This window comes from Billgrantia saliphila (assembly GCF_002930105.1).
Classification (GTDB): Bacteria; Pseudomonadota; Gammaproteobacteria; order Pseudomonadales; family Halomonadaceae; genus Halomonas; species Halomonas saliphila.
Map to the genome: position 1 here is coordinate 23,963 of NZ_PJRN01000001.1, position 20,247 is coordinate 44,209.

Here is a 20,247-nt window from a genome sequence, read left to right on the forward strand (position 1 = left end):
ACGCTCTGATGAGGCGGATCAATCCGGGAGGCGTCGGGGCGGCGACTACCGAGCTCGAAGCCGTCGCCCGTGGGTCGTGTTACGCCGCCTTACGTAACGAGAGTGGCATCGGAAGGGCAGCGAGCGTAAGAACGGTTACAGTATCGGTGAAGAGATCACCTCAAGGATGAAAACTGGAGTTGTGACGGGAGCTGTGATGAGGGCAGGCCTGCTTTATTTCGAAGACGAACACACCCCCGCCTTGCACCTGGCTGCGGCGACGTCCATGACGGACCACTGCGTGGCACGTCACCGCTTCCCCGACAAGGAGCTGTGTCTGCGGTTACCGTTCGGCGAGGATGTCGATCTGCCGGATCCGCTGGTCATCTACCGTAGCCTCGATCATCCCAACGAGAAGCTCGTCGAGCTGATGTTGCTTGCTCGTCATGCTCGCCAGCGTGGGGTGAGACGTCTGATTCTGGTGGCGCCCTATCTGGCTTACATGCGCCAGGACATCGCCTTTCACCCCGGCGAGTTGGTCAGTCAGCGGCTCGTGGGCGGTTTTCTGAGTGAACTGTTCGATGCCGTGTTGACCGTCGATCCGCACTTGCATCGCATCGAGCGACTCGATCAAGCCATTCCCTTGCAACACGCTCTTGTACTTTCCGGCGCCCCGCGCCTGGCCGAGCTGATCGCCGAGAAGCGGCCCGAGGCGTTGCTGCTGGGGCCCGACAGCGAATCGGCCCAGTGGGTCGAAAGCGCTGCCCGGGTCTCCGGTCTCGATCACGGCGTCTGCACCAAGACGCGCCGTGGTGATCGCCAGGTCGATATCACCCTGCCCGATATCGACGTCTATGGGCGGCGAATCGTGCTCATGGATGACATCGCCAGTTCGGGACATACTCTGGCCGAGGCCGCCCGGCGAGTAGTGGCCGCGGGTGCCGTTTCCGTGGATGTCGCCGTTACCCACGCCTTGTTCGCCGGGGATGCACTCGAGGTCATTCGGCGTGCCGGGGTGGGCGAGGTCTGGAGTACGGATTGCATCGTTCATGCCAGTAATGCGGTCGGCATGGCACCGGCTCTGGCGGACGCGCTGTCTCCCCTGCTCGAATCCGACTGACCACTGTGGAGATAACCGGCGCCTTGTGCCGCGATGAAAGCCCCGGTGGGCCCGGGACTGGCCAGAGCGTGTGCGAAAGCGTACAACACGCAGCATAAAAGAGTCGTCGGACAGGAGCGAAGAGCAATGACATTGACGCGAATTGCCGGTGGGTTGCTGCTTGTCATATTCGTTGGCGCTTGCAGCGGCCGGCCGTCAGCGCCGCCGAGCGACGCGCCTGCAACACCGCCAGCCGTAAGCGAGACGACACGGCAGGATGTGACGCCGATCGCCACCTCGAGGGAAGATCGTTTCTGGACACCGCCGCTCTTCGTTACGGAAGCGGACGAGGCGCACTACTATCTAAGCCGTCTGGCCGATCGTCGCTTCGTCGATGTGTACGGGGGCGAAGAGCACCCGCGAGTCTGGTATATCGCGGCGGAACGCCTAGGGCAGATCGGGGAACCGGCCATTCCGCTCCTCTTCGGCCTCATCGACAGTCAGGACCCCTACGAGCTGATGCTGGTGCTCTATGCGTTGCAGCTGGCCACGCAGGATCCCCGTGTCCTGGCCCAGACCGGCGGTGACTATGTACGCCTTGGCGCGGTGCTGGACGAGAGTGCCAACGAGGAGAACCGGGATATAGCCTTGGCTTGGTGGCAGCGACATGGCTGGCACTGGGAATAGCCCGAGTTCGAAGAGAAGCAAGGACGGTGCGGATCGCCTGGCGCTACTTGGCACTAGGTCTCGACGACGGAAACCTTTCCTGGAGTGCTGCATGGTGGCTCACCCGATAGGCTCGGCAGCGGTCGCCGCCGCACGGCACGGGTTTTCAGCAAGCGGGCGAATTCCAGCAGGAGGTGCTGGTCCTCTTCGGGCAGGCCCAGGAACGTCATGTTGAGTGTCGCTTGGCGGGCATCGACGAAGTGCTGCTCATCGCCCAGCGAAAAGATATCCGCAAGATGGTAGTCAAGTGCCGCGGCGATTCGGTACAACAACTCCAGGCTAGGCTTGGCCGCACCACGTTCGATGCGCGAAAGATTACCCACATGAGACCCCACCTGTCTGGCCAGTTGGGCAAGGGTCATGCCCCGCTCGAGCCTGAGTTGCTTGAGCGTTCCGCCAAGATTCATATGTTCCCATGCTCCTGCGCTCGCTAGGGAGAGCTTCATTCTAACCGTAAAAAGCCAAGTCACAAAAAAACCGATATTGACAGCTTGAAGTGCATTATTTGGCCTAGACCAAGTGTATTTAAGGCATATAAGCATTAATTAAATTAAATATATTCCTTTGCTAACGAGGAGTGCCAAAGTCCAGGGTGCCGAGAATAGAGGTAACTGTGCTGTGGAGTTGCTAAGTTCATGACGACCGACACCCCACCAGGACAAGGAGAGGAAATGGACATTCATATGCAGGCGGCGCTGGAGGAAGCCCGTGATGGCTTGGCGGAAGGGGGGATTCCCATCGGTTCGGTGCTGGTGCACCGTGACCGCATTCTGGGACGGGGCCATAACCGCCGAGTGCAGGCCGGCAGTACGGTACTGCACGGCGAAATGGACGCGCTGGAGCGTGCAGGGCGCCAGCCGGCATCGGTCTATCGCGAATGCACGCTCTACACAACGCTGTCGCCGTGCGCCATGTGCAGCGGGGCAATTCTGCTTTATGGCATTCCCCGGGTGGTGGTGGGAGAAAACCGGACCTTTCGCGGCGAGGAGGCATTGCTCAGGACGAGGGGTGTCACGGTCGAGGTACTGCAGCTGCCGGAGTGCATCGAGCTGATGAGAAACTTCATCGAAAGCGCACCGCAACTATGGCACGAGGATATCGGCGAGTGAGCCATGGCCGACTATGGTGCTCCCGGGGTGCCTCGTTCAGCCTGCAGGCCCGAGGCATGCAGGCAAACTGTCTCGTAGTGAGCGGGGAAGGATATCGAGATCATCGAAGCCGCCCACGCCAGGTGCGACCACGTTGTCCTCGGCCATCATGATGACCTGGTCGCGAGTCAACGGCGGTCCGGGCAATGGCGAGGCGAGCAGGGCGATGGCATGCCACAGGGCAAACGGAACCGGCAGCAGCGGTCGTTCGCGTTCCAGGTAAGCCATGACCTGCTCCAGTACTTCCCGGTAGGCGAGGATGTCGGGCCCTCCGAGTTCGAATAGACGACGCTCGAAGGGCACTGAGCCCAGCAGCCGCGAGATCGATCGTGCGACGTCGATAACGTGTACCGGCTGCAGTCGTGTCTCGCCGCGCCCGAACAGCGGGACGAGCGGTAACCGGGTCAGTTCCGCCAGGCGGTTGAGAAAGGCGTCGTGGGGACCGAACATGACGCTCGGTCGCAGGATGATCGCCTTGGAGTAGGCGTCGATGACAGCCGCCTCCCCACGTCCCCTGGCACTGACGTAGCGGGAACGCGAGGCGGGGTCGGCACCGATGCCCGAGAGCTGTATCAGTGAGCGTATTCCGGCCTGCTGGGCGAGCCTGGCGAGCCGTGCGGCACCCTGGACATGGATATCCTCGAAGCGCAGTTGCTTGTGCTCCACGTAGAGGCTGACGGCGTTGACCACGCCATCGGCTCCCTCGAGCGCTTTCGCCACATCCTCCTCGCAGCGAATGTCGACCGTTACCCTCTCGAGCGGATCGGTGGTCTCGGCCCATGCGGGCAGGCGTGGGTTCCGCGCTGCGATGCGCACCGCATGGCCCGCTTCCACCAGCTCCTTCACCACATGGCCACCGAGAAAGCCGGTCCCACCGAATACGGCGATAAGCGCCTGCGACATGCTGCCTCCGTCCGTTGTCGTTTCAGGCTAAGGTGTCGTGCCAAGCCCTGACAGCGGCAGGGGGCCATTCTCCTTGACCGTGCGAAGTGCAAAACTGCTGTCAACCGAGACCACCATGGAAAGCTGCTGGAGCCAGCGCAGCCAGGCCTCGAAGCTGCGGAAATCCCCCGTGATCACCTGTAGCTGGTAGTCGAAGGCGCCGGACAAGGCATGACAGTGAATCACTTCCGGCTGGTCGCGTATGGCCGACTCGAACGCTTCGCTTGCGTGAGCCTGATGGTCGAGCCGCACCCGGACGAAGGCTGTCAGCGACAGTTCCAGCATGTCCTTGTCCAACTCGGCGCGGTAGCGGGTGATCAAGCCGGCTTGCTCGAGTCGGCGTATGCGGCGTGCGCAGGGGGAGGGCGACAGGTTGACCAGCTCGGCCAACTCGGCGGTCGTCAGACGGGCATCTTGCTGCAGAGCTTCAAGCAGCATGCGGTCGATGCGGTCGAGTTTCAGATTGCGCATGGCGGTGCCTCGTCAATGTGGCGTTTCGATATTCCTTGGCTGATACCGCTAAACCTTCCCTCAAGTCTGGCGAATGCGAGCCGCACTCGCCAGTCAATCCATCGCTACGCATGCCAGAGAAGGTTGACGTACGACGAGCCTCGCGCCGTTCGGGCAGATGGCTCCGATTTCGCCGCGTCCCTCTGCACCGCTTAGGGAAGCGTTGAGGCCCGGATAGGTGGGGCGAGGCATTCTTGTATAATCTTCAGGATGATAAAAACCATAACGAAACCTGTCATCAGGGATGGGGGGAGCATGATACGCAAGGGAACGAGTTCTGGGGTCTGGCTGGCCCTGGAGAGCCGGTGGCAGGCTTGCCCCGCTGCGCTGCGCCACTTGCTGCGAGGCCTGATGCTGGCAGCACTGCTGGCGCTGGGCACGGCCCTTGTCTATGTCACGGGGGGGACGCGTTATGCCTACCCTTACCTGATGCTGATCCCGGTGCTGCTGGCCGGGGCCTGGTATACCTGGAAGGGCTCCCTGGCGGTCGCGTTCGCTGCGGGATTGCTGATGGCGATGATGCCGCTCTCGGCGGCAACCGGCGAAGCGCAGACGGTGCTCAACTGGTTGATCCGACTGGGTCTGTATCTGATTATCGGCGGCTTTGCCGGAGGTCTGTTCGAACGCCTGCAGCAGAGCCGAATCAACATGGAACTGGCGGCACGCACCGACCCGCGCGCCGGGCTGCCCAACGATATCGCCCTTGAATCGGACCTGGCCTGCTGGTTGCGGCGCCATCCCCGACAGGACGGTCGCAAGGTCGGTCTGGTGCTGGTACGCCTCGACGATCTCGATGACGTTATCGAGGCGCTGGGCGCCGACGCTTCCGACGCGCTGGCGGTGGCGATGAGCGAACGCTTTTCGCGCCTCGGCCCTAATCTGGCCGGTTGCTATCGTCTCAGCGACGGCGAACTGATGTTGCTGTTCTGGCCAGTCGAGCGCGAGGAACTCGAACGCCTTGCCCTGCGTGTGGTGGAGCTGGGGGAGGACAACCTGGTGGTGCTTGGCGTGCCGCTACGAGTTCAACTGGTGCTCGGCAGCACCCTTCAGCAGCGCGAGCAGGATACGCCGGGGAGTCTGATCCGCGAGGCGCGGATTGCCATGCTGGCGGCCTCGGAGAAGCATCGCTCGCATTGCCATTTTCAACCCTCCTTCGCGCGGCGCAGCGTGCAAAACGTGAAGTTGATCGCCCGGGTACGGCGCGGGCTCGAACAAGGCGAATTCGAACTGCATTACCAGCCCAAGGTGCGTCTGGGGGATGGCCGGATCAACGGCTGCGAAGGGCTGATTCGCTGGCGCGACGAAAGCGGGTCCCTGGTGTCGCCCGGGCTGTTCATGCCCAAGGTCGAGAACACCACATTGATTGCCCCGGTGACGCGTTTCGTATTGAACGAAGCCTGCGATTTTGCCTTGCGCTACGGTAACCGCGTCAGTATCAACTTCTCGGTGCGCAACCTGATGGACGACGTGCTGGTGGAGGAACTCAGACAGCGCGTTCAAGAGTCCGGGCTGGATCCCTCCCTGCTCGAGATCGAGATTACCGAAAGCGCGTTGATGCACGATCTGTTTGCCGCCAAGCTGGCGCTGGAGCGAATGTGCGGCTTTGGCATTCATGTTAGCGTCGATGACTTCGGCACCGGCTTTTCCTCCTTCGAGTACCTGCGTCACTTGCCGATCACCGGGCTCAAGATCGATCGCGCCTTCGTCAGCGGGCTCGAGCAAGATGCCCGGGCGCGCAAGTTAATGGCGTGCCTGATCGAAGTGGGACACGCCCTGGACCTGGAAGTCACCGCCGAAGGCGTCGAGACGGAACCGCAGCATCACATTTTGCGCGAACTGGGCTGCGATCAGGCCCAGGGGTTTCTCTACGCCAAGGCCATGCCGGCCGATGACCTGCTCCATTGGTGCCGCGAGCGCGAACGGCGCTTGCGCCAGGGTGATCCGCTGGTACCCGCTCGACATCAGCGGCCCGCCTCATTTCGTTGAGGCGGGTAGCTAGGCGTTCCGTTTTCTCCCTCTCCATCACTCACGTGCCGTCGTCGCGCTATCGGCGCGCCATCTGCCGTGGGCAGAGGCAACGATGATTCCTATTTATGAGAATGATTGTCGTTTTTGATGGAAACGGCAGCGAACGTGCCTGCAACGTGCCGCATTTCTGTCTGGGTCTTCACATCGAATTCATACAGGACTAAAATGGTCCGAAATGGAGATCAGGGTATCGGCTCTCGCCGCGGAACCCCAGGAGACAGGCATGCTGAAGCTTTCCCGCCTGACCGACTATGCCGCCGTGATCATGGCGCAGATTGCTCGCCATCCGGAGCAGTCCCATGCTGCGGCGGAGCTGGCCGAGGCCGTGCAACTGCCGCATCCAACGGTCAGCAAGACACTGAAGATGCTGGTTCGGGCGGGGCTGCTTGAATCGCGCCGCGGGGCACAAGGTGGCTATTCCCTGGCTCGGCCGGCATCGAGGATAACGGCGATCGACATCATCACAGCGATCGAAGGGCCGGTGGCGATGACCGAATGTAGCCACGCCGAGGGGGACTGCGACCTGCTGGCCACTTGCGGCGTTTCCGACAACTGGCAGCGCGTGTCGCTGGCCGTTCGCACCCTGCTCGACAGCGTGACCCTGGCCCACTTGGCCGATACTGCGCCGATCAAGCTGCCGGTGCAGCTACCCATACAGAGCGTGAGCCTGGCCGTCGACACGGCCTGAGCCACCGAACCGGATTCATTACCCGAGGCGAGTTCGCTCGCCGGCCCAACCGCCCGGGAGGGGAGAGACCATGGCAAGTCAGGAAATGGAACAGCTGGTTCGTCGCGAATACAAAGAAGGGTTCGTGACGGACATCGAGAGCGATACGGTCCCGCCGGGGCTCGATGAGAGCGTCATCGCCTTCATCTCCAACAAGAAGGGCGAACCCGAGTGGATGCTCGAATGGCGTCTCAAGGCCTACCACCAGTGGCTCAAGATGACGCCACCCTCGTGGGCGCACCTGGACTATCCGCCTATCGACTACCAGGGGATCTCCTACTACAGCGCGCCCAAGCGGCCCGAGGACCGTCCCCAGAGCCTCGACGAGGTCGACCCCAAGCTGCTCGAGACCTATGAGAAGCTGGGCATTCCGCTGCACGAGCGTGCCGCGCTGGCTGGCGTGGCGGTGGATGCGGTGTTCGATTCCGTTTCGGTGACCACCACCTTCAAGGAGAAGCTGCACGAGGCGGGCGTGATCTTCAGCTCGATCTCCGAGGCGATCCGCGACTACCCGGAGCTGATCAAGCAATACCTGGGCACGGTGGTGCCGGTGGCGGACAACTTCTTCGCCGCGCTCAACTCGGCGGTGTTTACCGACGGTTCCTTCGTCTTCGTGCCCAAGGGCGTGACCTGCCCAATGGAGCTTTCCACCTACTTCCGTATCAACGCCGCCAACACCGGTCAGTTCGAGCGCACCCTGATCATCTGCGAAGAGGGTGCCCAGGTATCGTACCTGGAGGGCTGCACCGCGCCGATGCGCGACGAGAACCAGCTCCACGCCGCTGTGGTCGAGCTGGTGGCATTGGACGACGCCTATATCAAGTACTCCACGGTGCAGAACTGGTATCCCGGCGATGAAGACGGCAAGGGCGGCATCTACAACTTCGTCACCAAGCGTGGCGACTGCCGCGGCGACCGTTCGCGCATCAGCTGGACCCAGGTCGAGACCGGCTCCGCCATCACCTGGAAGTACCCCTCCTGCGTGCTGCGCGGGAAGGACAGCATCGGCGAGTTCTACTCGGTGGCGGTGACCAACGGTCGCCAGCAGGCCGATACCGGTACCAAGATGATTCACATCGGCGAGGGGTCGCGCTCCTATATCGTTTCCAAAGGCATCTCCGCCGGCCGCAGCAACCAGTCCTACCGGGGATTGGTCAAGATCGGCCCGCGGGCCAAGGGAGCGCGCAACTTCACCCAGTGCGACTCGCTGCTGATCGGCGACCAGTGCGGCGCACACACCTTTCCGTACCAGGAGATCGGCAACAGCACCGCGACCATCGAGCACGAGGCGACCACCTCCAAGATCGGCGAGGACCAGCTGTTCTACTGCCAAAGCCGCGGTATTTCGGAGGAGGATGCGGTGAGCATGATCGTCAACGGCTTCTGCAAGGACGTGTTCCAGGAGTTGCCGATGGAGTTCGCGGTGGAGGCGGAAGCCCTGCTGAACGTCACCCTCGAAGGAGCTGTGGGCTAAGGAAACGGCTGCGCGACCTGTACGGCGTTGAGCGCGGATTCGGGAGTGCAAGTTTACAGTCGTAAACTCCGCTTTTCTTTACCGCGCTCGCCTTGTCCAGGCGCCGCTCGCCCGTTTCGCTGGGTTCGCTGAAGGACATCATTTACCGAGTCGCGATGACGGCTCGCAGAATCGAAAAGGTATTCAAGATGCTCGAAGTCAAGGATCTGCACGTCACGGTGGAAGGCAAGGAAATCCTCAAGGGTCTCAACCTGACCATCAACGCCGGGGAAGTGCACGCCATCATGGGGCCCAACGGGGCCGGCAAGTCGACCCTGTCGGCGGTGATCGCGGGCAAGGAGGGCTACGAGGTCACCGGAGGCACGATCACCTTCGAGGGTCAGGACGTGCTGGAAATGGAAATCGAGGAGCGTGCCCAGGCCGGGCTGCTGCTGGGCTTCCAGTATCCCGTGGAGATCCCGGGGGTCAAGAACATCTACCTGCTCAAGGCGGCGCTCAATGCCCAGCGCGAGGCGCGCGGCGAGGACGAGATCCCCGCTCCCGAGTTCCTGAAACTGGTCAAGGAGAAGCTGGCGCAGATGAAGATGGACGCCAGCTTTCTGCAACGCGCCGTCAACGAGGGTTTCTCCGGCGGTGAGAAGAAGCGCAACGAGATCCTGCAGATGCTGGTATTGCAGCCCAGGCTCGCCATGCTCGACGAAATCGACTCCGGGTTGGATATCGACGCCATGCGCGTGGTGGCCGATGGCGTCAACAGTCTGCGCGCCGAGGATCGCGGCATTCTACTGGTGACCCATTACCAGCGCCTGCTCGATTACATCGTACCCGACCGGGTCCATGTGCTGGTCGAAGGCCGTATCGCCAAGAGCGGTGATGCCGAACTGGCGCGCGAACTCGAAGCCCGCGGTTACGACTGGGTAGTGGAGGAAACTGCCGCATGAGCGATGTCGAACAGCAGTCAAGCGAGGTGAAGACCTTTCTCGACCGTCTCGTCGAGCGCAACGCGAGCCGTGCCGAATCGCAAGGGCCAGAGCCGACCTGGATCGCCGCACGGCGCCAGGCGGGGGCTGCACGCTTCGAGGCGCTCGGCTTTCCCACCCGTCGCAACGAGGCGTGGAAGTATACCGACGTGCGCGCCATTGCTCGCGGCGACTTCGAGCTGACCGATAGCGCCGAGTTCTCGCCCGCGTCGGCGGCGGCGATCACGCTGCCCGTCGAGGCCTATCGTCTTACCTTCGTCGACGGCGTGTATTCGGGGGCGCTCTCCGATCTGGGCGATTTGCCGAGCGGAGTGGCGGTACTGCCGCTGTCCCAGGCGCTGGCCGAGAACCACGAGGCCGTCGGTGGCCCGCTGGGGCGGCTCACCGGGGTCGAGTTCTCGCCCTTCTCGGCGCTCAATACCGCCTTCATGGAGGAAGGCGCCGTGGTGCGCCTGGCACCGGGTAGCGTGGTGGAGAAGCCCATCGTGCTGCAGTTTCTGTCGCGGGCCAACGCCAAGCCGGTGATGAGCCATCCGCGCATACTGGTCGAGGCCGGCGCACGCAGTCAGGCGACGCTGATCGAACACCACGTCGGTGAGAGCGAGGCGGCCAACTTCACCAACCTGGTGGCTGAGCTGCTGCTCGACCGGGGTGCCATCCTGACCCACTACAAGCTGCAGGAGGCACCGCTCGGCGATTTGCACGTGGCCAGCATTCACGTTGAGCAGGGCCGCGACAGTCGCTACACCTCGTTCAACCTGAACCTGGGCGGTGGCCTGGTGCGCAACGACCTGATAAGCGAACTCAACGGCGAGGGGGCCGAGGCCAACTTCTACGGACTGTTCTATGGTCAGGGACGTCAGCATATCGACAACCATACCCTGGCCAATCACAACGCTCCGCGCACCTTCTCCAACGAGAACTACAAGGGCATTCTCGACGACCGCGCCCGCGGTGTGTTCAACGGCAAGGTGGTGGTCAAGCGCGACAGCCAGAAGATCGAAGGCTTCCAGAGCAACGCCAACCTGCTGCTCTCCGACCGTGCCGAGATCGACGCCAAGCCGGAACTCGAGATCTATGCCGATGACGTCAAGTGCTCCCACGGCACTACCACGGGGCAGCTCGACGAGGAAGCCGTGTTCGCCCTGCGTACCCGCGGTATCGATGAGCAGACCGCTCGCGGCCTGCTGACCCTGGCCTTCGCCGGCGAGGTGATGGAGCAGGTGAGCCTGGATGCCATCGCCGAGCGCGTGGAGCTGGCCGTGGCCGGCAAGCTGCCGGAGCGCTTCAACCTGGCCGGGCTGGTGGAAGCCGCCATGGCCCTGCACGACGAGTGAGCGAGGAGAACGCGATGAACCACCTGGCCACCGAGCGCGCGCTCGACGTCCCGGCCCTCGACGTGGCCGGGATTCGCGCCCAGTTTCCGATCCTCGAACGGCAGGTGCACGGCCGTCCGCTGGTCTACCTGGACAACGCGGCGACCAGCCAGACGCCGCTGGCGGTAATCGACGCCTTTCGCGATTACTACAGCCGTTACAACGCCAACATTCATCGCGGCCTGCATACCCTGGCCGATGAGGCGACTGCGGCATACGAGGCGACTCGCGAAACGGTTCGTGGCTTTGTCAATGCCGCGGACCGGCGCGAGATCGTCTTCACCCGCGGCACCACCGAGGCAATCAACCTGGTGGCCAATAGCTGGGGGCGCGCCAATCTGAAGGCGGGAGACGAGGTGCTGGTCTCACTGCTCGAGCACCATTCCAATATCGTGCCGTGGCAGCTGCTGGCCGACCAGCTCGGCATCGTGGTCAAGGTGATCCCGGTGGACGAGCGTGGTGTGCTCGACCTCGATACCTACCGTCGGCTTTTCACCGAGCGCACCCGGCTGGTGGCGGTGAATCACGTCTCCAACGCCTTCGGCACCGTCAATCCGGTGCGCGAGCTGGCGGCCATTGCGCACCAGAACGGTGCCCGAATCCTGGTCGACGGCGCCCAGGCAGTGCCGCACCAGAAGGTCGACGTGCGTGAGGTCGATGCCGACTTCTACGCCTTCTCGGGTCACAAGGTCTACGGACCCACCGGCGCCGGGGTGCTCTACGGCAAGGCCGAGCTGCTCGAGGCGATGCCGCCGTGGCAGGGTGGCGGCGAGATGATCAAGAGCGTCTCGTTCGACGTGCCTACCACCTTCGCCGACGTTCCGCACAAGTTCGAGGCGGGTACGCCGGCCATCGCCGAGGTAATTGCCTTGGGCGTGGCGCTCGACTGGGTCAGCGGTGTGGGAATCGAGCGCATCGGCGCCTGGGAAGCGACGCTGCTGGAGCGTGCCACCACAGCCGTATCGCATATCGACGGGCTGCGCCTGCTGGGAACGGCGCCGGACAAGGCCGGCGTGCTCTCCTTCGTGGTCGAGGGGGCGCACTCGCAGGACATCGCCCTGCTGATCGACCAGCTGGGCGTGGCGATTCGCACCGGCAACCATTGCGCCCAGCCATTGCTGGCGCACTTCGGCGTGACGGCGACCTGCCGAGCATCATTCGCCGTCTACAACACCCTGGAAGAGGTCGAGGTCTTCGCCGAGTCCCTCGAACGTGTCATTGGAATGGTGCGCTAAGCATGTCGACCATCGAACAGATCGCCAGCCTCGAGAAAGGGCAGACGTTACCGCTGCAGCGCGATGTCGATGCCATTTCCATTCCCTTCGGCAAGACGGTGACCCTGCCGGAAGACAGCGTGGTCAGCGTAATGCAGGCCAAGGGCAGCTCGGTCAGCGTCGGCTACGAGGGGCGCCTCTATCTCATCGAGGGCAGCAATCTGGACGCCCTGGGGCTTGAACCGCTGCCCCGGCCGACCCTGCCCGAGGATGCCGGCGACGAGGAGATCGAGCAGTTCGTCTGGGACCAGCTTCGCACCTGTTTCGATCCCGAGATACCGGTCAATATCGTGGACCTGGGGCTGGTCTATGGCTGCCGTATCGAGCGCCTGATCAGCGGCGAGCGCATCGTCACCATCCGCATGACGCTCACGGCGCCGGGCTGCGGCATGGGCGACGTTATCGCCGCCGATGCGCGCAACAAGATTCTGGGGGCTCCTCAGATCAGCCGTGTGCACACCGAAATCGTCTTCGATCCGCCCTGGAGCCGTGAGATGATGAGCGACGAGGCGAAGCTCGAGCTCGGCATGTTCTGACTGCAAGCCAGAACCGCGGCTGCGCTCACAATCCGCTGCGAGGCGCCGCCACCCATCGAGTCGGCTGGCATGTGGCCCCGCTCCGTGATGGCTAGGCTTGGAGCTTCGCTTTCGATACGAGTCTGTGCTTGCGGTACCTTTTCCTGGTTCGGGACATCGATGCGCGCGGTGGTATGGAACTCCTTCAAATTAGTACTGATGTCGCTGGGGAGCGTGCTGCTGCTGGCGGCGCTGCTGTTTGTCGGCGCCAATCTCTGGGTGCTGGGCCAGACCCACTCGCGGATCGAGCTTGAGCTGCCGCTGTGCGGCCCCGATCGGGTCGGCATCGTGTTCGGCACCTCGCACTGGACTCGCAGCGGGCGTCGCAACCCCCATTTCGACGCGCGTATCCATGCCGCCTCGCGCTTGATTCGCCTCGGTCGAATCGAGCATCTGCTACTCTCCGGCGACAATCGGACGCGTTACTACAACGAGCCCATTACCATGTGGCGTGACCTGCGTGCCCAATCCGTACGCGACCAGGACATGACCCTCGATTACGCCGGTTTCAGTACTTTCGATACCTTGGCGCGGGCGCGGGACGTGTTCGGTGTCGAGCGGGCACTCTTGGTGACCCAGGCTTGGCACCTGCCACGGGCCTTGTTCATTGCCGATGCGCTCGGTCTCGAGGTGAATGGATGCGCCGCGCCGGAGCGTCCGGTGACCGGGCTATGGCGGCTGAGAGCGAGGGAATGGGTGGCACGGGCAGCCACGGTGGGGGATCTTTACTTGTGGGGACGGGAACCCTACTTCCTGGGACCGCTGGAGCCGCTGCAGATCGCCCCGCCCACTTGGCAGCAGTGGCTGGAGCTTGAGTTGGAGCCGGAGTACGCCAACTAGCCGATACCGAACGAATTAGCGGCGACGCTGCTTCTGCAGGCGGTAGAGCTCACGGATCAAGGCGCGGCAATCCTTCCAGCACTGTTCCACGACCGGCTCCAGGGGAGCGGGAAGGGGATGGGTGTAAAGGGTGGACAGCGCTTGCATCAGCACGCGCTCCTGCTCGAGCAGTTCGCCAATGACGACCTGGCTCTCGTTGCCTACGAAGCTTTTCAGACGGCTCCATAGCCACATGTAATCGTCGCGTTCGACGTCGGCATCCCGGGGTAGCAGGTCGAGGTGACGGCGGGCCAGTTCCTGCAGCTTGCGCATTGCCTTGGCCCTGGCTTCGTAATGGGGCTTCAGGGCCTCGCGCAGCGAGGGACGCAGGCGCTCGAGATTGTCCTGAAAGTAATCGATGCTGTCAGCCAGCGCTTCCAACACGCCGTCCATCGCCACTTGGCGATTATCGAGAAACATGAGCGGTCACCTCCTCCGGTGACGCAGATTGTGGCGGGGGAAACACTGTTTTGCTACCCCCCGCAGCCAAAATATGTCCCTTTCTACAAATTCGGGCGCTTTTCTCGCAATTACCCCTTGGGCTTAGGCGGCGCCTTGACCTTGCGCTCGGAAGAAGCATTCTTTTCGATATGCTCGATGATCAGGCCGGCAATGTCCTTGCCGGTCGCGGTTTCGATGCCTTGCAGCCCCGGCGAGGAATTGACTTCCATGATCACCGGACCGTGGTTGGCACGCAGCAGATCGACCCCCGCGACCCGCAGGCCCATCGCCTTGGCGGCACGAATCGCCGTGGAGCGTTCCTCGGGTGTGATGCGAATGAGGCTGGCCGTCCCGCCGCGATGCAGGTTGGAGCGGAACTCGCCCTCGGCGGCCTGTCGTTTCATCGAGGCCACCACCTTGTCACCGACCACCAGGCAGCGGATATCGGCGCCGCGGGCCTCCTTGATGTACTCCTGCACCATGATATTGGCCTTCATGCCCATGAAGGCCTGAATTACCGATTCCGCCGCCTGATTGGTCTCGGCCAGTACCACACCGATGCCCTGAGTGCCTTCCAGCAGCTTGATCACCAGTGGGGCGCCCTTGACCATGGTGATCAGGTCGGGAATGTCATCCGGCGAGTGGGCGAAACCGGTGATCGGCAGCCCCAATCCCTTGCGCGACAGCAACTGCAGTGAGCGCAGCTTGTCGCGAGAGCGGGTAATCGACACCGAGTCGTTGAGCACGTAGGTGCCCATCATCTCGAACTGACGCAATACGGCGCAGCCGTAGAACGTCACTGAGGCACCGATGCGCGGAATCACGGCATCGAAGGGTTCGAGTTCCACGCCCTTGAGATGAATCGAAGGGTGATGGGCGGCGATGCTCATGTAGCAGCGCAGGGTGTCGACCACCCGTATGGTGTGGCCACGCTGCTCGGCGGCCTCCATCAGGCGGCGAGTGGAGTAGAGATTGCGGTTGCGGGACAACAGCGCGATATGCATCGGAGGCTCCGGAGCGGAAAAGCCGGTGGATCAGGGTTCGCCATGCAGGAAAGTGGCCCCTGGGGCCACGAGTAGGCGGCGTAAGGCACGGCGGCCGAGCAGCATGGGATGGCTCATGTCGCGACGATCGGCCAGCGTCAGCTCGACCATCATTTCCAGTTTGCCCATCTGCAGCGGGGTGCGAATGACATAGCGCCACTCTCTTTGACCGTTGGAACTGGTAACGCGTCGACGATCGTGGAGGTGGGTGCGGAATACGTGAGGCGGTGTTTCCCTGCCGCCGCTGCGAGTCGTGAAGCTGACCCAAAGGTGGCCTTCATCCTCGAAGATTTCGATGTCCTCGGCGTGCAAGGCGGAGGTGCGCGCGCCGGTATCCGCCTTGGCGCACACCGTCATGCCGATTTCGGGCAGCGTGACCATCTCACGGCGACCGATGACAGCCTTGGGCGTGTAGGGAAGTTCCTTCATTGCATTCCTTTCCAACTGCTCATGCTTATTGGCCGAGGCCGACGAGACGCCGACCGATGGCGGAGTCCCGCGACGCTTCACGCAGGATCATAAGCACCGGCAGGCGCAGGCGGGGAATCAGTGCCAGGTCGCGAGCGGCAGAGGCGAAATTGGCTCGAGGCTGTTCCGCCAGCCGCAACAGGAATCGCGGCAGGCGTTCGGCGTCTTCGAGATGCATCCAGCCGCGCCCGGCGATGGCAGCCAGCAGGTCGGGGCCGCAGGCTGCGTTGTCGTCGAGCAGCGTGTCGAACCAGGCGCCGGCGACCGTCTCGGAAGCACCACCGACTGCCCGCACGCAGGCGCACAGAACTTCCAGGTCGCCCTGGGTTGCAGCCCGTTCCCCGCGCTCGCGCAGTGTCCGCGCAAGCGCATCCGGTGCCGCCACATGCTCCAGACAGTAGCATAGCGAGACCAGTACTTCGCGCGGCAGCGTCGGCAGCCTTGCAGCCAGCTCACGGGCGCCGTCGTCGTCCAGACGCACGATGAAATCGGCTAGGCCCTGCAGTCCCAGAAACTGCCAGTCGACTTCCTGCTGGCCGCTGAGATAGGCCTCCACCGGTTCCAGGTGGGGGCTGGCCGGCTTGCCCATGCTCTGCGTTGCACGAGCGTGCAGCATGGCCTGGAAAGGCAGCGAGGGGGTGAAGGCAAGCGGATTGTCCTGCATCAGGTTGTCCACCGCCTCCGCCTCGTCATTCTCTGCAGTGCTCCCGATGCGCGTTACATTGCGACCCAAGGTGACCAGCAGCCGCTCCAGGAAGGCATCCCGGGGAGCCGGTACCAGCTGGCCCTGTTCATCGAGGGGAAGGGCGAGGAACCAGATCAACGGATCGACCAGGTCGCCCAGACGGAAGACGATGCCAAGGCGTGCCTGACCCTGCCAGGGAAGCGGCCAGGGGATTGTGCCTTCCTCGAAGCGCGACAGGGTGTCCAGGGCGCACGGCTCTACTCGACGGCCCATATGGTAGAGGCTGACCTCGGCGCCGGTGCGTGCAAAGAAATCGTGAAGCGTGTGGATTGGCTGCATGTCGGCTCCCATTTGAGCGTGAACTCTACCGTGCCGGCCGGGGGCTTGTCAGCCACCCTGCGGGGCTGGCCGCCTGGATTGATCAAGAAATGATCATGCCTGGCGATCCCCCGGTTTCTCTGCTACTGCGACGAGTTTCCATAGCTTATCCACAGCCTCTTGCAGCGAATCTGTGCATTACCCTCCCGCGCAGCTACGCTATGGCTGACATAACCAAGGGCTATTGGAGTTGCGCAGTGTTATTTTCTACTGTAACTGCTTGGATGGAATAAATTTCAGCTTTAATATTCCAAATAAATATTGTGGAGGTGGGTCATATGAAGCGCTCTTTTGCCGCGGTGATGCTATCCGGTGTTCTGGGCCTGGTTGGCGGTCTCGCTCAGGCTGCCGATGACGTGCTCAAGGTGGGCATGTCGGGCAGCTACTTTCCTTTCACTTTCGTCGAGCAGGACACGCTCAAGGGCTTCGAAGTGGATGTCATGCGTGCCGTAGGCGAGGAGTTGGGCGTGGAGGTTCAGTTCGAGACCGCCAACTTCTCCGGCCTGTTCGGCATGCTCGAGTCCGGCCGTATCGATACCATCGCCAACCAGATCACGATCACCGAGGAGCGTCAGGCCAAGTATCTCTTCACTGAACCGTACGTCTATGACGGCGCGCAAGTGGTGGTCAGGGCCGGTAACGACGAGATCTCCGGGGTCGAGGATCTCAGGGGCAAGCGTGTCGCCGTCAACCTCGGCTCGAACTACGAGCAATTGCTGCGCGAGCTGCCTTTCGCCGATGAGATCGATATCCGCACTTATGACAGCAATATAGAACAGGACACCGCCCTGGGGCGTGTCGATGCGTTTGTCATGGACCGAGTGAGCGCCAGCCAGGTGATTCAGGAGAAGCCGCTGCCTCTGCAGCTTGCCGGCGAACCGTTCTCGAGCATACGCAATGCCTTGCCGTTCCGTGACACCGAAGCGGATCGCGCACTGCGTGACCGGGTCGACGAGGCGCTCGCTGCACTGCGCGAGGACGGCACGCTGACGGCGATCTCCGAGCGCTGGTTCGGTACCGATATCACACGTCCGTGATCCGAGCGTCCCAACGTGCGAATCCTCGATTTCGATTACATGCTGGGGCTGGTGCCCATTCTGCTGCGCTATCTGCCGCTGACGCTGCAGATGGCCGCGGCGGGCATGGCCCTGGCCCTCGTCCTGTCCTGCGGTCTGGCCGTGATCCGCGTGTTGAGAATACCGGGATTGAACGCCGCCACGATGCTGTTCATCTCTTTCTTTCGTGGCACACCGCTGCTGGTGCAGCTGTTCCTGTTCTACTATGGTCTGCCGCAAGTGCTGGCCTTCCTGACCCAGATAAACGGCATCACCGCGACCATCATGGGGCTCACGCTGCATTTCTCTGCCTACATGGCGGAGTCGATTCGCGCCGCCATCGTTGGCGTCGACCGTAGCCAGACCGAGGCTGCCCTGTCGATCGGCATGACCAACAGTCAGCTGATGCGACGCATCGTGCTGCCTCAGGCGACACGCGTCGCCGTTCCGACTCTGATGAATTACTTCATCGACATGATCAAGGCGACGTCGTTGGCCTTTACGCTGGGCGTCACGGAGTTGATGGGGGCGACACAGAAAGAGGCGGCCGGAAGCTTTCTCTATTTCGAAGCCTTCATCACGGTGGCGGTCATGTACTGGATCATTGTCGAGCTGCTGGCCTGGTTCCAGAGATGGCTGGAGGGGCGACTCAACAGGGCATATCGCAGATGATCAGGATCGCCAACCTCGTCAAACGCTTCGGCGACAATACCGTGCTCGATGGCATCGATCTGGAAATCGAGCAGGGCGAGATCATCGTGGTCATCGGTCCTTCGGGGACCGGCAAATCTACGCTGCTGCGCTGTATCAATTTCCTCGAGCGCCCGGACGCAGGCCGCCTGGTCATCGGCGATCTCGACGTCGACGTCACGCGAGCCAGCCGTGCCGATATCCTGGCGGCGCGACGGCGCACGGCTTTCGTCTTCCAGAACTATGCTCTGTTCGCTCACAAGACGGCTCTCGAAAACATCGCCGAGGGATTGATCGTGGTGAATCGCTGGTCCAAAGCCAAGGCTCATGCGCGAGCCAGGGAGATCCTTCAGCGCATCGGCTTGGCCGATCGCGCGGATGCCTATCCGGCTTCGCTCTCCGGCGGTCAGCAGCAGCGCGTCGGCATCGGCCGTGCCATGGCAGCCCAGGCCGAGGTGATACTGTTCGACGAGCCGACCTCGTCGTTGGATCCCGAATGGGTGGAAGAGGTGCTGGCGTTGATGAAGCAGCTGGCGCGCGAGCGCCAGACCATGCTGGTGGTTACCCACGAAATGAGCTTCGCGCGGGACGTGGCGGATCGAGTGGTGTTCATGGAGGGGGGGCGCATCGTCGAGCAGGGGCCGCCCTCGCAGCTGTTCAACGCGCCGCGCGATCCACGTACGCAGGATTTCCTGCGCAAGATACTTGGAGGCCAGCCGTCTGCGGCGGTGTCTTGAGACACGAGGAGGGTCACGGGGACGATGGGGGGCTGTGTTATGCGATAATGGTCGCCTCAACGACCAGGAGATCCCATGACAGTCCACGAGGAACTCGACGTAGCGCTTCGCCGCCTCGAGGCCACCATGAAGGCCACCAACATGTGGCGCATGTCAGCGCCCGACACCGAGGCGTTCGAGAGTCAGCAGCCCTTCTGCATCGATACCATGGCGTTGCCCCAGTGGCTGCGATTCGTCTTCATTGCCCGGTTGGATGCACTGATCGAGGCCGAAGCCCCGATGCCGGAAAAATGCGACGTGGCGCCGGCCGTGGCGGCTTATCTGATTCAGGAAGGAGCTCGCACTCAGGATCGTCTGTTGATGTGCAAGGCCGTGGAGGAGATCGACCGTCTGGTGACCGAGAACTGACTGGCGGGAGGTGGCAGGACCGCATGCCGTATTATTTCGCCTATGGCAGCAACATGAACGTGGCTCGGGTCGAGGCGCGCATCGGTGTCGTTCGGCGTGCCCTGGCCGGTGTGCTGCACGGTCATGCACTGCGCTTCGACAAGGCCTCGCGTATCGCCGGCCTGGCTCATGCCAACGTAGTACCCGCTTCGGGTGAGCGGGTCGAGGGCGCGCTGTTCGAACTGTTGCATCCTGAGCAGATCGAACGGATGGATCCTTACGAAGGCTACCCTCACGACTACCAGAGGCAGCGTCGTGCGATCGTCACCGCCGAGGGGGCGATCGAGGCTTGGGTCTATATCGCGGCTCCCGGCACCACCGCTGATGCGTTGAGGCCCGCCAGCGAATACCTGGCGCACCTATTGGCGGGCAAGCCCTTCCTCAGTGCCGATTATCACCGTCGGCTGACCAGGGTGGACGCGGTTAGCGGCCTCGATGACGGCGCTCTGGAACAGCTCGGCCTGTCCCGACACAGCCCACGTTGATCCGGCCGGAGCATGACGAACGAGGCCGCCAACCGGCGGGCCTCGTCGTGCTGGTTGCCTGGCCTGTCAGAAGCGATAGCTGACGCCGGCCATGAAGACCC

Annotated in this window: 23 protein-coding genes; 16 read left to right on the plus strand and 7 right to left on the minus strand. The window is 62.6% G+C overall.

The window, feature by feature from the left end; genetic code table 11:
* The first annotated feature begins 196 nt into the window (after positions 1-196).
* Both CYJ07_RS00125 and CYJ07_RS00130 read left to right on the plus strand, forming a co-directional pair.
* A complete protein-coding gene (locus CYJ07_RS00125) occupies positions 197-1,099 on the plus strand; it encodes a ribose-phosphate diphosphokinase (protein WP_104201650.1) in 903 nt (300 codons plus the stop codon).
* Between the two features lie 126 nt (positions 1,100-1,225).
* Entirely contained in the window at positions 1,226-1,765 is a 540-nt protein-coding gene (locus CYJ07_RS00130; protein WP_104201651.1) for a hypothetical protein, read from the plus strand.
* Positions 1,766-1,818: 53 nt separating this feature from the next.
* Here CYJ07_RS00130 and CYJ07_RS00135 read toward each other — a convergent pair whose 3' ends face one another.
* The gene (locus CYJ07_RS00135) at positions 1,819-2,211 is read right to left on the minus strand and encodes a helix-turn-helix domain-containing protein (protein WP_104201652.1); all 393 of its coding nucleotides are present in this window, start codon (positions 2,209-2,211) and stop codon (positions 1,819-1,821) included.
* A 264-nt stretch (positions 2,212-2,475) separates the two neighbouring features.
* On the opposite strand from CYJ07_RS00135, the gene CYJ07_RS00140 reads away from it, so the two are divergent.
* The gene (locus tag CYJ07_RS00140) at positions 2,476-2,913 is read left to right on the plus strand and encodes a nucleoside deaminase (protein WP_104201653.1); all 438 of its coding nucleotides are present in this window, start codon (positions 2,476-2,478) and stop codon (positions 2,911-2,913) included.
* A 36-nt stretch (positions 2,914-2,949) separates the two neighbouring features.
* Here the strand turns inward: CYJ07_RS00140 and CYJ07_RS00145 are convergent, their stop codons facing one another.
* The gene (locus CYJ07_RS00145; RefSeq protein WP_104201654.1) at positions 2,950-3,855 is read right to left on the minus strand and encodes a complex I NDUFA9 subunit family protein; all 906 of its coding nucleotides are present in this window, start codon (positions 3,853-3,855) and stop codon (positions 2,950-2,952) included.
* A 27-nt stretch (positions 3,856-3,882) separates the two neighbouring features.
* Positions 3,883-4,365, minus strand: coding sequence for an Lrp/AsnC family transcriptional regulator (locus tag CYJ07_RS00150; protein WP_104201655.1), 483 nt, complete (start codon positions 4,363-4,365; stop codon positions 3,883-3,885).
* A 294-nt stretch (positions 4,366-4,659) separates the two neighbouring features.
* On the opposite strand from CYJ07_RS00150, the gene CYJ07_RS00155 reads away from it, so the two are divergent.
* The 8 genes from CYJ07_RS00155 (at position 4,660) to CYJ07_RS00190 (ending at position 13,678) form a co-directional block, all read left to right on the plus strand.
* On the plus strand, positions 4,660-6,390 hold the full coding sequence (locus CYJ07_RS00155; RefSeq protein ID WP_197038210.1) for a putative bifunctional diguanylate cyclase/phosphodiesterase: 1,731 nt from the start codon (positions 4,660-4,662) through the stop codon (positions 6,388-6,390).
* Between the two features lie 265 nt (positions 6,391-6,655).
* A complete protein-coding gene (locus CYJ07_RS00160; protein ID WP_104201657.1) occupies positions 6,656-7,120 on the plus strand; it encodes an SUF system Fe-S cluster assembly regulator in 465 nt (154 codons plus the stop codon).
* Between the two features lie 70 nt (positions 7,121-7,190).
* Positions 7,191-8,633 carry a Fe-S cluster assembly protein SufB gene (gene sufB, locus CYJ07_RS00165; protein ID WP_104201658.1) on the plus strand — a complete coding sequence of 481 codons (1,443 nt, stop codon included), beginning with the start codon at positions 7,191-7,193 and terminating at the stop codon, positions 8,631-8,633.
* 188 nt (positions 8,634-8,821) lie between these two features.
* Positions 8,822-9,574 carry a Fe-S cluster assembly ATPase SufC gene (gene sufC, locus CYJ07_RS00170; protein WP_104202007.1) on the plus strand — a complete coding sequence of 251 codons (753 nt, stop codon included), beginning with the start codon at positions 8,822-8,824 and terminating at the stop codon, positions 9,572-9,574.
* Positions 9,571-10,950, plus strand: a complete 1,380-nt coding sequence (sufD, locus tag CYJ07_RS00175) for a Fe-S cluster assembly protein SufD (protein WP_104201659.1) — start codon at positions 9,571-9,573, stop codon at positions 10,948-10,950. The genes sufC and sufD overlap by 4 nt, the downstream gene beginning before the upstream one ends.
* Positions 10,951-10,964: 14 nt before the next feature.
* Positions 10,965-12,224 carry an aminotransferase class V-fold PLP-dependent enzyme gene (locus CYJ07_RS00180; RefSeq protein WP_104201660.1) on the plus strand — a complete coding sequence of 420 codons (1,260 nt, stop codon included), beginning with the start codon at positions 10,965-10,967 and terminating at the stop codon, positions 12,222-12,224.
* Positions 12,225-12,226: 2 nt separating this feature from the next.
* Positions 12,227-12,799, plus strand: a complete 573-nt coding sequence (gene sufT, locus CYJ07_RS00185) for a putative Fe-S cluster assembly protein SufT (protein WP_104201661.1) — start codon at positions 12,227-12,229, stop codon at positions 12,797-12,799.
* 159 nt (positions 12,800-12,958) lie between these two features.
* A complete protein-coding gene (locus CYJ07_RS00190; protein WP_104201662.1) occupies positions 12,959-13,678 on the plus strand; it encodes a SanA/YdcF family protein in 720 nt (239 codons plus the stop codon).
* Between the two features lie 15 nt (positions 13,679-13,693).
* On the opposite strand, the gene CYJ07_RS00195 is transcribed toward CYJ07_RS00190, so the two are convergent.
* The 4 genes from CYJ07_RS00195 to CYJ07_RS00210 all read right to left on the minus strand — a co-directional run bounded on the left by CYJ07_RS00195 (position 13,694) and on the right by CYJ07_RS00210 (position 16,693).
* On the minus strand, positions 13,694-14,137 hold the full coding sequence (locus tag CYJ07_RS00195; RefSeq protein ID WP_104201663.1) for a hypothetical protein: 444 nt from the start codon (positions 14,135-14,137) through the stop codon (positions 13,694-13,696).
* Between the two features lie 110 nt (positions 14,138-14,247).
* Positions 14,248-15,162 (minus strand): 30S ribosomal protein S6--L-glutamate ligase, encoded by a 915-nt coding sequence (gene rimK / locus CYJ07_RS00200; protein ID WP_104201664.1) that lies wholly within the window; start codon positions 15,160-15,162, stop codon positions 14,248-14,250.
* 30 nt (positions 15,163-15,192) lie between these two features.
* Positions 15,193-15,630, minus strand: coding sequence for an ATP-dependent zinc protease family protein (locus tag CYJ07_RS00205; RefSeq protein ID WP_104201665.1), 438 nt, complete (start codon positions 15,628-15,630; stop codon positions 15,193-15,195).
* A 25-nt stretch (positions 15,631-15,655) separates the two neighbouring features.
* The gene (locus CYJ07_RS00210) at positions 15,656-16,693 is read right to left on the minus strand and encodes a DUF3549 family protein (RefSeq protein WP_104201666.1); all 1,038 of its coding nucleotides are present in this window, start codon (positions 16,691-16,693) and stop codon (positions 15,656-15,658) included.
* A gap of 317 nt (positions 16,694-17,010) precedes the next feature.
* Between CYJ07_RS00210 and CYJ07_RS00215 the strand changes: the two genes are divergently transcribed.
* The 5 genes from CYJ07_RS00215 to CYJ07_RS00235 all read left to right on the plus strand — a co-directional run bounded on the left by CYJ07_RS00215 (position 17,011) and on the right by CYJ07_RS00235 (position 20,146).
* On the plus strand, positions 17,011-17,769 hold the full coding sequence (locus CYJ07_RS00215) for an amino acid ABC transporter substrate-binding protein (RefSeq protein ID WP_104201667.1): 759 nt from the start codon (positions 17,011-17,013) through the stop codon (positions 17,767-17,769).
* A gap of 15 nt (positions 17,770-17,784) precedes the next feature.
* On the plus strand, positions 17,785-18,459 hold the full coding sequence (locus tag CYJ07_RS00220; protein WP_104201668.1) for an amino acid ABC transporter permease: 675 nt from the start codon (positions 17,785-17,787) through the stop codon (positions 18,457-18,459).
* Positions 18,456-19,214, plus strand: coding sequence for an amino acid ABC transporter ATP-binding protein (locus tag CYJ07_RS00225; protein ID WP_104201669.1), 759 nt, complete (start codon positions 18,456-18,458; stop codon positions 19,212-19,214). The genes CYJ07_RS00220 and CYJ07_RS00225 overlap by 4 nt, the downstream gene beginning before the upstream one ends.
* Positions 19,215-19,289: 75 nt before the next feature.
* Positions 19,290-19,622 carry a YqcC family protein gene (locus tag CYJ07_RS00230; RefSeq protein ID WP_104201670.1) on the plus strand — a complete coding sequence of 111 codons (333 nt, stop codon included), beginning with the start codon at positions 19,290-19,292 and terminating at the stop codon, positions 19,620-19,622.
* 23 nt (positions 19,623-19,645) lie between these two features.
* Positions 19,646-20,146 carry a gamma-glutamylcyclotransferase family protein gene (locus CYJ07_RS00235; protein WP_104201671.1) on the plus strand — a complete coding sequence of 167 codons (501 nt, stop codon included), beginning with the start codon at positions 19,646-19,648 and terminating at the stop codon, positions 20,144-20,146.
* The last annotated feature ends 101 nt before the right edge of the window (positions 20,147-20,247 follow it).

Bases quoted from the DNA above. Each gene is read 5' to 3' on its own strand.
- CYJ07_RS00215 (WP_104201667.1), top strand. From the start codon at position 17,011: ATGAAGCGCTCTTTTGCCGCGGTGATGCTATCCGGTGTTCTGGGCCTG.
- CYJ07_RS00230 (WP_104201670.1), top strand. From the start codon at position 19,290: ATGACAGTCCACGAGGAACTCGACGTAGCGCTTCGCCGCCTCGAGGCC.
- CYJ07_RS00225 (WP_104201669.1), top strand. From the start codon at position 18,456: ATGATCAGGATCGCCAACCTCGTCAAACGCTTCGGCGACAATACCGTG.
- CYJ07_RS00130 (WP_104201651.1), top strand. From the start codon at position 1,226: ATGACATTGACGCGAATTGCCGGTGGGTTGCTGCTTGTCATATTCGTT.
- CYJ07_RS00150 (WP_104201655.1), bottom strand. From the start codon at position 4,365: ATGCGCAATCTGAAACTCGACCGCATCGACCGCATGCTGCTTGAAGCT.
- CYJ07_RS00145 (WP_104201654.1), bottom strand. From the start codon at position 3,855: ATGTCGCAGGCGCTTATCGCCGTATTCGGTGGGACCGGCTTTCTCGGT.
- sufB (WP_104201658.1), top strand. From the start codon at position 7,191: ATGGCAAGTCAGGAAATGGAACAGCTGGTTCGTCGCGAATACAAAGAA.
- CYJ07_RS00160 (WP_104201657.1), top strand. From the start codon at position 6,656: ATGCTGAAGCTTTCCCGCCTGACCGACTATGCCGCCGTGATCATGGCG.
- CYJ07_RS00235 (WP_104201671.1), top strand. From the start codon at position 19,646: ATGCCGTATTATTTCGCCTATGGCAGCAACATGAACGTGGCTCGGGTC.
- CYJ07_RS00205 (WP_104201665.1), bottom strand. From the start codon at position 15,630: ATGAAGGAACTTCCCTACACGCCCAAGGCTGTCATCGGTCGCCGTGAG.
- rimK (WP_104201664.1), bottom strand. From the start codon at position 15,162: ATGCATATCGCGCTGTTGTCCCGCAACCGCAATCTCTACTCCACTCGC.
- CYJ07_RS00195 (WP_104201663.1), bottom strand. From the start codon at position 14,137: ATGTTTCTCGATAATCGCCAAGTGGCGATGGACGGCGTGTTGGAAGCG.
- CYJ07_RS00180 (WP_104201660.1), top strand. From the start codon at position 10,965: ATGAACCACCTGGCCACCGAGCGCGCGCTCGACGTCCCGGCCCTCGAC.
- CYJ07_RS00210 (WP_104201666.1), bottom strand. From the start codon at position 16,693: ATGCAGCCAATCCACACGCTTCACGATTTCTTTGCACGCACCGGCGCC.
- sufD (WP_104201659.1), top strand. From the start codon at position 9,571: ATGAGCGATGTCGAACAGCAGTCAAGCGAGGTGAAGACCTTTCTCGAC.
- CYJ07_RS00190 (WP_104201662.1), top strand. From the start codon at position 12,959: ATGCGCGCGGTGGTATGGAACTCCTTCAAATTAGTACTGATGTCGCTG.
- sufC (WP_104202007.1), top strand. From the start codon at position 8,822: ATGCTCGAAGTCAAGGATCTGCACGTCACGGTGGAAGGCAAGGAAATC.
- CYJ07_RS00125 (WP_104201650.1), top strand. From the start codon at position 197: ATGAGGGCAGGCCTGCTTTATTTCGAAGACGAACACACCCCCGCCTTG.
- CYJ07_RS00135 (WP_104201652.1), bottom strand. From the start codon at position 2,211: ATGAATCTTGGCGGAACGCTCAAGCAACTCAGGCTCGAGCGGGGCATG.
- sufT (WP_104201661.1), top strand. From the start codon at position 12,227: ATGTCGACCATCGAACAGATCGCCAGCCTCGAGAAAGGGCAGACGTTA.
- CYJ07_RS00155 (WP_197038210.1), top strand. From the start codon at position 4,660: ATGATACGCAAGGGAACGAGTTCTGGGGTCTGGCTGGCCCTGGAGAGC.
- CYJ07_RS00140 (WP_104201653.1), top strand. From the start codon at position 2,476: ATGGACATTCATATGCAGGCGGCGCTGGAGGAAGCCCGTGATGGCTTG.